At 57.2% G+C, this 12,242-nt stretch carries 7 protein-coding genes and 1 pseudogene; 3 read left to right on the top strand and 5 right to left on the bottom strand.

The window, feature by feature from the left end; genetic code table 11:
• Positions 1 to 228: 228 nt before the first annotated feature.
• Positions 229 to 1,257 carry an SGNH/GDSL hydrolase family protein gene (locus C448_RS17040; RefSeq protein WP_049916091.1) on the top strand — a complete coding sequence of 343 codons (1,029 nt, stop codon included), beginning with the start codon at positions 229 to 231 and terminating at the stop codon, positions 1,255 to 1,257.
• Positions 1,258 to 1,439: 182 nt separating this feature from the next.
• Here C448_RS17040 and C448_RS15420 read toward each other — a convergent pair.
• A pseudogene (locus C448_RS15420) lies at positions 1,440 to 2,459 on the bottom strand (IS630 family transposase).
• Between the two features lie 125 nt (positions 2,460 to 2,584).
• Here C448_RS15420 and C448_RS15415 point away from each other — a divergent pair.
• A complete protein-coding gene (locus C448_RS15415) occupies positions 2,585 to 3,382 on the top strand; it encodes an endonuclease/exonuclease/phosphatase family protein (protein WP_080503162.1) in 798 nt (265 codons plus the stop codon).
• Positions 3,383 to 3,798: 416 nt separating this feature from the next.
• Here C448_RS15415 and C448_RS05605 read toward each other — a convergent pair whose 3' ends face one another.
• Positions 3,799 to 5,985 carry a dipeptide ABC transporter ATP-binding protein gene (locus tag C448_RS05605; RefSeq protein WP_004052580.1) on the bottom strand — a complete coding sequence of 729 codons (2,187 nt, stop codon included), beginning with the start codon at positions 5,983 to 5,985 and terminating at the stop codon, positions 3,799 to 3,801.
• 227 nt (positions 5,986 to 6,212) lie between these two features.
• Between C448_RS05605 and C448_RS05600 the strand changes: the two genes are divergently transcribed.
• Entirely contained in the window at positions 6,213 to 7,016 is an 804-nt protein-coding gene (locus C448_RS05600; RefSeq protein WP_004052578.1) for an SDR family NAD(P)-dependent oxidoreductase, read from the top strand.
• Positions 7,017 to 7,031: 15 nt separating this feature from the next.
• Here the strand turns inward: C448_RS05600 and C448_RS05595 are convergent, their stop codons facing one another.
• The 3 genes from C448_RS05595 to C448_RS05585 are packed head-to-tail and all read right to left on the bottom strand — an operon-like array spanning position 7,032 to position 11,943.
• Positions 7,032 to 7,892 (bottom strand): amidohydrolase family protein, encoded by an 861-nt coding sequence (locus tag C448_RS05595; protein ID WP_004052576.1) that lies wholly within the window; start codon positions 7,890 to 7,892, stop codon positions 7,032 to 7,034.
• Between the two features lie 60 nt (positions 7,893 to 7,952).
• Positions 7,953 to 10,064 carry an ABC transporter permease subunit gene (locus C448_RS16120; RefSeq protein ID WP_004052574.1) on the bottom strand — a complete coding sequence of 704 codons (2,112 nt, stop codon included), beginning with the start codon at positions 10,062 to 10,064 and terminating at the stop codon, positions 7,953 to 7,955.
• Between the two features lie 37 nt (positions 10,065 to 10,101).
• A complete protein-coding gene (locus C448_RS05585) occupies positions 10,102 to 11,943 on the bottom strand; it encodes an ABC transporter substrate-binding protein (protein WP_152415525.1) in 1,842 nt (613 codons plus the stop codon).
• Positions 11,944 to 12,242: the final 299 nt, after the last annotated feature.

Genomic DNA, 12,242 nt, shown 5'->3' with positions numbered 1-12,242 from the left:
ATCGGGGTGGATTCGCGGGACTCCTTAGCTACAGCATTCGCGTTTGTCGAGAATTTCGGAGCGCTCACGCCGGTGAGCGCTCCTCAACGGGCTCTGACCCAGCGACCGATTGCATTCCCCGATTGGAAAAGCAGATTCCTGACCAATTCGTCTCGGTCACAACAGGATTAGCCTAGAACGGATGGGCTCAGAACATATTTGTTGGTGCTGTACGCAAGTAAAACCACCGTGATCGACGACCGTATACAGTTTCATAACGTTGAAGAAGCGAGGACAACTGACAAACGCGACGGCTACCGCCTTCAGCGTGTCCCCGAGACAATCCGAACGAGATTGAACGAAGGATGTGCAGAGCGGATGTGTCACCCTGCTGGCGTCGAAGTACGTTTCGTTCCGAACGAACCCGTCGAACTTACACTCTCGGTGGAGCCGTGTCACGGCGTGGATTCGAGCACAGCGCGGATCTTTTGGGGGTCGATTCAGTCACGCGAGACTCACGAAATCGGTACGGAACCGACGGCGATCAAACTCACGATGCCAGAACAGATAGCCGATCTCCGATCTGAGGTAAGCGGAGAACATCGATTCGCACCTCGGCTATGTCGCGTCTGCCTTCCGGGCGAACACCGCGGTGGGCATATGTACTTCCATAATATCGAGGGCGACTTCGACGCCCCGATACCCGACGACCTCCCGGACCGACGCTACCTCGCCTATGGGACTTCGATCACCGAAGGCGAGTGTGCATCTGTAGAACACCTCACGTATGTGAACCAGACCGCAACCCGGCTTGACGCGGATTGCATTAATCTCGGCTCATGTGGGACCGCATACTGCGACGTGGCGATGGCCGACCACATCGCCGAACGCGACGATTGGGATGTGGTGACGCTTGCGCTCTCCTCCAATATGATCGAGACGTTCTCAGTTTATGAATTTCGCGAGCGCGTCGCGAACATGATTGGCACCATCGCCTCTGCGAATCCAGACAAACCGGTCGCCTGTATCACGATCTACACTAATGCTCGTGATGTCCGTGAGAGCACCGGAACAGACGAACGGAATGAATCGTTCCGGCAAGCGCTTCGCGAGGTCGTAACGGAGTGTGCATACGACAACGTCCATCTAATTAGGGGCCCGGATGTATTGGCAACCATCGATGGCCTCTCGGCGGATCTGATCCATCCGGCGGACAACGCAATGATTGCGATGGGCGAACGTCTCGCACCGCGACTCGATGCGCTCCTGAAAAACTGAATCAAAAAATGTGTTTTGAATCGATAACGGGCCGGAGGATAGCATATTCGGTCCAAACGGTCGCAATACTGCCGGACAGGAATACGCGAATCCCAAATGGCGGTGATCGCTGGACAGCAGATTGATATCCGGTCGGACATCGTCGAACGTTCCGTCCGACAATATCGCAATTGTCCATATACTCACGGAGACAAATACGAGGAGAGATTTGGCGGTTCAATCGAAGCAAGTGAGGCGAGAGCAGCGTCGTGAAGTTCGTCGAGTTCCTCAAAGAGCTGATTGCCGAGATGTTGGCTGGGTTGATGCTAGCACTCTTCGGCGGGGTTCAGCTCCGGCGAACCCCGCAAGAGGTAACACAGTTCGAGAGGCGCGTCATCGACGAATTCGTGGACTCTGTTCGCCGCAAAATAAGGCGCGTTGCCCAGCACGACGCAGAGTTTCTCGCCGAACTCAGTCTGGAATGCATCCAGCAACCGAACCGTGAGACAACTCGTAAAATTATCCTCGCACGGAGGGTAGAACGTCTCGCCCTCATCGGTGATCCCGCCCAGCAATTTCAGATTCGTCCACATGCCCGATGTCGGCAATTTCGGGCGCTCTCCTTCAGCAAATCACGCATAGACGAGATTCGCTAATTCCTGCCGAGTATGGTCGATCGCTACGACCGTGTATTCGTCGTCCAGATCAGCGAGCTTTTTTGAAGCCTTCACGGAACGCTTTCTGGGCGCGCTCGTCGGCGTTGACGTATTGCGGCCGGGCTGTCTATCGTGACAGCCCGGCCTCGGTCATCAGTCATCGGATATGACGATCGGAGTATTCCACGTCGAATTCTTGATCGAGATAGTGCTGGGCGAGCAGAATCGTCCACGCACGTGCGTCGAGACCGGCTTCTTCAGGCGGTTCATGGAGGTCATCCACGAACCGCTGATGTTCTGACTTGCTGAGTTTTGACGGTCGACCAGATCGTGGCTCATCATAGATGACGTCCTCAAACGGTTCGTCGTTGAGCCGTTCGAGACGGTTGAACCATTTTGAGGCCCAAGTACTGGAAACCCATAGAGTGCGGCGGCTTCTCCTTGGGTTAGATCGTCGAGTTCCTTGAACGTGATCGCCGCCATCAGACGCTGTGCGGCATCAGCCTCATCGACCTCCGCCAGGACTTGGCGGAGGTCTTCAGCAGAAACGGTTTCGAGGGCCGCCATATCGCCACTAATAACTGAAGCTACGTGAATTTTTGGCCGTCAGTATATCCTACCACCGAGCAAGTTGTAGAATGGCGTGAGGGAGCGATCGTTCGATCCGCTCGCTCTTAACTACACGGCACCAAATGATCCATTCCATGCGGCTGATGACATACAACATCAAGACACGAAGCGACGACAGGAGTGAATACGGATGGCGGAATCGCCGTGTCGCGGTCGCGAGTACGATTCGATTCCACCGTCCGGACCTTCTCGGTTGTCAGGAGGTGTGCTACGACCAACTCAGGTATCTTCGAGACGAATTGCCGGAATACGAGTGGGTTGGCTCCGGTCGAGTGGACGGACAGAAGCGGGGTGAGTTCTGTCCCATCGGATTTCGCCGGGAACGGTTCGATCTGGACAACGTTCAAACGTTCTGGCTCTCCGAAAACCCGGATCGTCAAGGCAGTGTCGGATGGGATGGAGCATATCCGCGGATCGCGACTTTGGCCACATTGAGGGACACCGAGAGCGGTACAATGATCCTCCACGCGAACACACATCTCGATAACGAGGGAACGAAAGCACGAGAGAAGGCAACACGACTTCTCGGCGAACGACTCCATTCCATCGCCAGCGACCGACGGCTCTTGCTCACTGGCGATTTCAACAGTACCACGGCGAGCACTCCGTATCGACTCCTGACAGATGCAGACACGCTACCGCATTTCTTCGACACCCGCACGCTCTCTATACACGCCCATCACGGGCCGGAGACGACCCGAACTGACTTCCAGACGCTCGTCCCCGACCGAACGATCGACCATATGTTCGTAACGTCCGATTGGGAAGTCATACAACACGCAACGGGTAGCGACCTCGACGCACGTGGTCGATTTCCCTCGGATCACCTCCCGGTAATCGTCGACGCGAGCCCGATCTAAACGGGTTGGCCACATCCCGTGATATAATGTGAGATCGCCCCATCCGGAATCACTCGTTCTCGTGGTCAGGATCGTTCGTCCGTTTTGCACCCAGTGTAACTCAATCGCGGAGCTCCTTCGATCAATCTTCTTCGGAATGTCGACATGCCAGTATCAGCGTTCCATCGACGATAACGAATATACTCAGAATTATCATGTTGAGCTGATTGATGGCGTATGTGGCAGTTCCAGATCTCACAGCAAAAAATAATCCTATGGATAGTACAAGAAAAGCAACCGCAATTCCAAACAGACCGATGAGTCCTCGCTCGAATTTCTTGAGTGTATTCAACATTCTTTTAAACCGTTGATTATATCAGTTGTGGCGATTTATACAAATCACGCAATTTATAGATAGTGCAATAAATAACAGAAATTTAATTGTTTGTTTCTCCGTGAGTGGGTCCGTCTTCCTCAATCGGGTCGCTCTCCCAGTAGGGGTGGTCGTGGTCGTAGGCTCTGAAGCAGGCGGTTCCGTGGTCGCCGGGACCATCGTCCTCGATACTCGGTGCGTTGTGAACGCAGGTTTCCCTCGCTTTCGGACACCGAGTGTGGAACTTACAGCCGGACGGTGGGTCTATTGGGTCGGGGATGTCGACGTCTCGGATCGGGGCCTCGCTTTCCTCGTCCTCCGCGTTGATGTCCGGGGTTGCCCACATCAAGGCTTTGGTATATGGGTGTTGTGGGTCATCGAGGAGTTCCTTCGCGGGGGCTATCTCCACGACCTCGCCCATATACATCACCCCGATTCGGCCGTCCGCGTACTCGGAGAGATATCTCGCGTTCGCAATGTTGTGACTGATGAACAGATAGGAGGTTCCGACCTGCTGTTGAAGTTCTAACATCAGGTCCATCATCTCCACTCGCAAGGAAACATCAAGCGCCGAGACCGCCTCGTCAGCGAGCACGAGGTCCGGATTCATCAACAGCGCGCGGACGAGCGACACCCGTTGTTTCTCGCCGCCCGAGAGCTGGTGAGGATATCGATCGGCATAGTCGTCAGGCGGCGTCATCCCGACGTGTTTAAGCATTCCAAAGATTAACGCCTCACGGTCCTCGTCGGTGAGGTCCGGCTGGTACTGATCGAGTGGTTTCACCAGACTCGATTTGACTGTTCGGTTCGGATTCAGCGACGACCCCGGATCCTGATGGATGATCTGGAGTTGCTGTCTGATCGTCTCGTAGGGGATCGATATCTCCTCCGAGAAATCACGAGCATTCCAGATATCCTGTCCCCGATACGCCACACTTCCATCTGTGGGACGTCTAACCCCGATCGAGGTCTTTCCGAGGGTGGTCTTCCCACATCCTGATTCGCCGACCAACGATACCACGTCGTTCTCGTAAATATCCAAACTGACGTCGTCGACAGCACGGACGACCTCCGGATCGTCGAACATGCTCAACAACCCGCCTTGCTGTTCGAACTCGACGTCCACGTCGGTCAGGGATACCACCGCGTCCGCCGACCCACGACCGACACCAGTCGTTGACGAGGATTGGGTGTCGCCCTCGTCTTCGAACGACAATGGGATCGTTTCGGCGCTGTCCTCCCAATGATGGCACGCTGCAGTGTGATTTTCGCCGACCGATTGGAAGGCTGGGTCCTGTGTCTGACATGTCTTATCGGCCAGCGGACACCGGGGATGATATGAACACCCCGCTGGCGGGTTCACCGGATCGGGTGAAGAACCCTCGACGGGTTGCATCTGTGACAGTGACATATCGAGGTTTGGAACAGACCGGAGTAATGCCCGCGTGTAAGGATGTTTCGGCGATTCAATGATTCGCTCGGTTGGCCCCTTCTCGACGAAATGAAACGCATACATCACGGCAAGTCGGTCGGCGAGACTTGCCACGAGCGGCAGGTCGTGCGTGATGAACACGATAGTGAGGTCGTAGCGTTCCTGGATGTCCTCCAACAGCTGGAGGATCGTCCGCTGCATAAGGAGATCGAGGGCTGCCGTCGGCTCGTCCATCACCAACAGGTTCGGTTCGAGGATCAACGAGAGCGCGATCAGGGCGCGCTGGCTCATTCCGCCACTTAGTTCGTGCGGATACGATGCAAGGACGCGCTCCGGATCGAGATAAAGATCCCTGAGCAACTGCTCGGCGCGTTCCATCCCTTCCGCTACGTCGTAATCGTGTGCCTTCAACGTTTCTTTGAAGTGGCCACGGATCCGCATCGTCGGGTTGAACGAGGACATCGCTCCCTGAAATACCATCGAAATATCCTCCCAGCGGAGCCGTCGGAGTTCTTCGTCGCTCAACCCGAGAATATCGATGTCGTCGCCATTTTCGTTGTGGTACGTGATATCCCCCGAGACGACACCGGGTTCGACCACCGCATCCAAGAGTGCGGATGCAAACATTGATTTCCCGCTTCCGGACTCGCCGACGACGCCGAGAATTTCGCCGGAGTAGATGTCAAGCGACGCATTGTCGAGTACCGTCGAAGTTCCCCGACCCATACCGAACTTCACCGACACTCCGTTGCTCTCGATCACGGTGTCTCTGGCGGCATGTTCATCGCTCCGTATGCTGCTCCGATCTTGCTGACTCATTGGTCGCTCTCCGTCCCTTCGTATCGTTCGTAATTAAGCATTCGCATCAACGATATTGTCGGTCAGTAGTACGTAAAGTTCTCCGAAGGAGGGCCCGGTACCGATGATCGATCCACGGGCACCGTGGTCACTGGGTTTCCGGTCGACAGTATAATCGCTCGACGGACTCCCCGGGAGCGACCATTGTATCCGGAGGGTTAAGGCCACATACCAACGAAGGTGGGTGGATGACGGGAAAAACGAGTTACGATTTCGGCGGGGAGACGGCGTTCGTCACGGGATCGACGGACGGGATCGGTCGCGGCATCGCGACGGCGCTCGCTGTGGCGGGGGCGGATGTTGCCGTCAACGCCCGTTCGTCCGGGGACGTCGAGACAACCGCGGAAGCACTCGACGCCCGTGGAGAGGGAACGGTGATCGGGGTCGCGGCCGACGTCGGCGACCCCGACGAGTTACGGTCGGCCATCGAAACCGCGATCGATGCCTTCGGCTCGCTCACGCTGTTGGTGAACAACGCCGCGAGATGGCCGGAGGAGAACTCGATGGTCGAGGCGAGCCTCGACGACTGGGATCGCACGATGGCAGTCAATGCCCGTGCACAGTTCCACGCCACGAAACTCGTCGCCCGCCACATGATCGACGAAGGGATAGAGGGCTGTATCGTGAACCATTCGAGCCAGACCGGCGATCGACGCGCCGGCGACCGTGGCCTCTACGGTGTCTCGAAAACCACGGTCAACGGGCTGACGTGGCGGTTGGCGAACGACCTCGCGCCGCACGGCATCCGCGTCAACGCCGTCTCGACGGACGTCACGGAGAGCCGACAGCTCCGTTACGAGGCCGAAATCGAGGCGCGCGAACGACGGGCGACAACTGCTGAGGTACTCGATGAATGGGGCGGCGCTCGGCCGCTGGGTCGGTTGGGCCACCCCGAAGATATCGCCGACGGCGTACTGTTTCTCGCGAGTGACAAAGCCGAATACGTCACCGGAACCGTCCTCCGCATCAGCGGTGGCGGCAATCTCGAATAGCGCACGAGTTCCGGACTAGCCGAACAGCCCTCGAAACGTCTGATGCCGGATCCACGCGCGATCGCCCGTCGAGAGACCATCGCACTCGTCGAGCCACGAAACACACTCCCCATAGCCCGCCCATCGATCCATCCACGGATAGTCCGAACCTATCATGAGGCGATCGGAACCGAACCACTCGACGAGACGCCGGACGTAGGGATGAAGGTCCGAGTACGGCCATCCTTCCGCCGACGAGCGAGGGAGCGAACTCAGCTTCATGTACACGTTCGGGTGGGCCGCGAGGGCACGCAGACGGGTCCACGGCGGTTCGTCCGGGGCAGTGGTTCCATCGGGCCATGCCATATGATCGATAACTACGGTGATCCCCGGATGTCCCTTCAGGATCGTCTCGATCATACACAGTTGCTGGGCTTTCGGGAAGACGAACACGGTGGTCCCGAGTTCGCTCGCCGTCTCCCATATCGGCCTCAGACGGTCATCGAGGATCCACCCCGTTGTTCGATCCATTGCGGACGGAACCGGATCGTAGCGCAACGCCGCATGCATCCGTACGCCGAGGATTCGGTCACGACCGACCAGTCGTCGTAATCGATCGACGGCATCCGCCGCGAAGAAATCCATCGTTCCGACGCCCCACAACCGATCCGGATGAGCCGCGATGCTCGCGAACGTGTATTCGTTCGCGGCGGGACCGCGCCCGTACAGCGGCGGCGTCACGACTACCGCCTCGTCGACATCCGCCGCGTCCATCGAATCAATGAGTCCCTCGTGGGTGTACGCACCCGACCAATCCGGCGGGAGGTCGTCGCCGACCCATGGACGGGTCTCGCTGTTCTCGCCCCATGCATGCGTGTGTGCGTCGATCGTCGTCATAACGTGACTTCCATGTGTCATCGGATGGGTCGAAATCGGTTCGTGTCGCCGGTGTGGCCCTCAATCCGCCATGCTTGGCTGTGAGGGGGCCTCGGCTTCGTCACTTTCGGTATGATGCTCGCTGTGACGGGTGCGAACGCGCGGGTTGAACACCCTATCGCCCCCTTGTGCGAGGAGGATCGTCGAAAGGGAAAACAGGATCAACGCACCCATCGGGAAAAGGAGCCACGGGAGCGACGTGAGACTATACAGTGAGCCTTCACTAACCGCCTGATTGATCGTGACGCCCCAGTTTGGCTGGCCCGTGGCGATAATTCCAAGATAGAACAGGGCGACCGACTCGAAGATGATGCCGCGCGCCGCCGACGCGAAGTTGATCGCGATGTAGGGGATCACGTTCGGAACGATGTCGGTCACGCCAATGCCAACCGACGACACCCCGATGATCCGGGAGGACTCGACGTAGGATTCCTCGCGCAGCGACAACACCTGCGAACGGAGCGCCCGCGCGAGCCCGGTCCAGTTGTTGATCGCGAGGACGATCCCGATGAGATACGAGTTGCTCAGGTCGATAAAGAAGGACAACAGGATGACCAATGGAAGCCCCGGAATCGTCATCATCGTATCGGTGACGATCATCAGCACCCTATCAGTCAAACCACCGACATACCCCGAGAGAATACCGACGATCGAGCCCACGATCATCGCGAAGAACGCCCCCGCGACCACCATCTTCAGGATCTCCGGCGTCGCGTGGGTGACGAGCGCGAAGATACCCTCGCCGCTGCCCGTCGTTCCGAGCGGGTATTGCGGGTTCGTAAACGGAGCCACGTAGATGTCATCGACCGACCCTTTCGGTGCGGGAACGAGGGATGGGCCCACCAATCCGAGGAACAAAAAGGCGACCATGATGCTGGAACCGAGGCGAGCACGCCAGTCGCTCAACAGGATCCGGATCGGCGTCGCGACGTACTCCTCGGTGGTGTTTCGGGCCCGGTCAGTAAGCGAGGCCGACTCGCCGGAGTACTCGTGATCGATGTACGCCCCGAACTGATCCATGTATTCCTCGACGCTCTGGTGGTCCGCCTCGGATCGCCGGTTCGACTCGGCGGAACTGACCAACCGCTTGATCGGGTTGTTCCGGAGGAAGTTTCTGGAACCGTAGCTCTCGCGCGTACCTTCATCGCTCACGCGGGGGTCAAGCCGACCGTAGCTGAGGTCGGCGATGTAGATCATGATGATCGTGATCGTGGTGAGCATGATGATCCCGCCCATCATGAGCGGGTAATCGCGCGCTTGAATCCCCTTGAACAGGATCAACCCGACGCCACGGTAGGTGAAGATCTGTTCTAGGATCACCGACCCGCCGAAGATACCGCTGATGCCGATCAGAAATCCGGTATACAGGGGCAAAATGGCGTTTCGTCCGACGTACAGCGTCGCGATCCGACGCGGGTACAGCCCCCGCAGGCGCGCGACCCGAAGGTAGTCCTTCCCGAGTTCCTGAATGCTGTTTCCCCGCATTCCGAGCGCCCACCCGCCGAATCCCGTGACGGTCGTCGAGATGATCGGGAGCGCCGCGTGGCGAAGTGCCGAGACGAGGAACGGAAGGTTGAGTCCGGGGACCGTCGTGTCGGCGTATCGACCCCGGGTCGGGAACCACTGCAACTGATAGCCGAGGAAGAACAAGAACAACAACGCGGCGACGTAGTACGGGATCGAGCCGCTGAGTATCGCGTAGATGGTGCTCCCCGTGTCGAGCCAGCTTCCCTCCCGGTAGGCCATGAACGACCCGAGCGTAATGCCGATCACGAACGTCAGGACGATCCCGATCGAGGCGTAGAAGATCGTCCACGGTAGGGCATCAACGAGGAGCTGTGAGACCGGCTGGTTGTAGATCACCGACCGGCCGAAGTCGCCGTGGAGGAACACCGAACTCATGTAATCCACCCACTGCAAGTAGATCGGTTGGTTGACGTTGACGTTGACGTACGTCTGTGCGAGCTGGGCGATCTCGCCCCTCGATAGGTCCGACGCCCCGCCCTGATACAGCTGTGCGATGATGTAATCCTTCGGTCCGCCCGGCAGGAGCTGTATCAAGAAGAACGCGGCGTTGATCACGATGACGACGGTTAGTAGCGCCTGTAACGTCCGCTTGAGATACCATTTCATGATGAGTATGACTGAACCAGTATTGGTGTTCGTTCGATTATTTAGCCTTTAGGTAGCCCTCGCGCGTGACGTAGCCGAGGAAGTCCCCGACTTGGAGCTTCTTGCTGTCTTTGGGAACCGTTAAGTCGAAATCGCTCGTGTTGACGAAGACGTAGTTCTGTTTCTGGAATATTTGGACGAACGGCATCCACCAGTTGGACGCCCACGCGATCTCCTGAATGAGCCGTTTGGCCTCGGCTTTGTCGCTCGTCCGCCCGAGTTTATTGGTTTTCTCGTCGAAGTCGAACGGCTTCGGGCTGGCGTTCGGCTTGTTGAGCGGGGGAGCTTTGATCTTCGGGGTCTGGTTGTTGTAGTCGGTTCTCGCCGGCGTCAGCGAACCGAGGTTGTTGTAAAAGCCGTAGTAGGGGTAGCCATCGGGCGTCGCGAGCCAGATACCGACGAAGCCGGTGTCGAAGTCCTGATTCGGAACCGTCCGACTGAAGAACGTGGTGGTTTCGATACCGCTTTTCGTAGTCTGGATGCCGAAGTCGTTGAGCATTTGGGTCGTGGCGTTCCAGATCTTGCTCTCTTGCCACCCCGAGGGGTATTTGTACTGGAGGTCGACGGACTGTCCGCCCTTGGCCCACGTCCCGTTGTTTTTCTCGTATCCCGCCTCCTTCATGAGTTGAGTGGCCTTTTTCTCGTTGGCCTTCCGGCCGTAGTCGATCATGTTCTTTCGTATTTCGTCGGTGAGGTACTGGCTAGTCGCCTTGGGCGACATTGCGGTCTGCCACGTCGGCTCGCCGACCGGCTTGCCACCCAGTTTGGATATCTTATCGAGGTCGAGGAGATGTGCGATGGCCTGTCGCTCCTTTCGATGTCCGACTTTGTACTCGTTCTTGTCGTCCTTGACACCGAAGAAGGTACTTTCCGGGCTGAACGCGTTCATCCCGCCGACGGGGACCGGAATCTTGATCCAGTTCCACGGGCCGTCGGTCAACTGTTTGATCGTAGTCTGGGGTAACTGTCCGCCGGTCTCGTCGATATTTCCGGAGATGGCGGCCTGTGCCACGCTGGCTTGATCCGAGAACGACTGTGATTGGATCTGGTCGATATTGATGTTCTTCGCTCGGGGGTGATCCTTGCGGAGTTTGCCGACGACGCGCTGGCTCGATATCTTCGTAATTTTCCACGGTCCGCTCGAATACGGCTCGGTGATCTTCACGTCCTGTAGCAGTTTCGTCCGGAGTTTGCTCCTCGCCGAATCGTTCTTCGCATTCTTAAACTTCTTTAGGTACTTCTCGAAGATGTCGGCCTTCACGTTCGCGACGCCGGGGAGTTTGGAGAGTACGATCTTCGGATTTGTCGAATCGACTTCGAGTTCGAGGGTGTGTTTGTCCGGCGTCTTGTACGAATTGAACGTGTCGCGTTCGAAGACGAACGATTCGAGTTCCGCCTGAATCCGAATGTCCTTCGAAGTTAGGGGAGTGCCGTCGGCCCATGTGTAGCCGTTGCGGAATTTGATGGTGAAGGTTTTGCCGTCGAGGTTCCAGTCCTTTACGAACATCCCGACGCGCTTTTGGAGACCTTCGTGATACGTTATCAACGGTTCGTAGAAGAGACTTCCCGAACCGATGCCGTTCTCGGGGTTGCCGTTGTAGGGATTGAGATTCAGGTCGTTGTAGTTGTTGTCGGTCGGCAATTTCATCACCGCGGAACCGCTCCCCCCGGATCCGCTTCCGCCGGAACCGTTGTTGCTGCCATTGGATTGGCCTTGCTGAGCGCTACATCCGGCGAGCAACAGCCCTGAAGCTCCAACACCGGTGGCTTTCAGAAGCTGTCGCCTATCTACCTCGAAACGGTCTGGCTCCATAGATCGGTCGTATATCGACCCTACCAAGTCTGGTGTTGTTGAGAGGGAAGACAAGACCGTTACAGCTAGTTAGCTGATACGTATCGCGGCCGGGAATGGTACTTNCAAGTCTGGTGTTGTTGAGAGGGAAGACAAGACCGTTACAGCTAGTTAGCTGATACGTATCGCGGCCGGGAATGGTACTTTTGTTTGATCTTATAGATGAGCAAAGAGTTTTGTATTTATTCCTATTACTTTCGCGAAGATGAATTCGCGTCACGATAGCGCAGCCGCTCCGCATGGAGCGGCTCGCGTACCTCTTCCTATCGATTAGTCTGCCTCAAGAT

It is taken from the genome of Halococcus morrhuae DSM 1307 (genome assembly GCF_000336695.1).
GTDB lineage: Archaea > Halobacteriota > Halobacteria > Halobacteriales > Halococcaceae > Halococcus > Halococcus morrhuae.
Note: the sequence above shows the minus strand (reverse complement) of the source record. Positions and strands in the feature narration are given on the sequence as shown.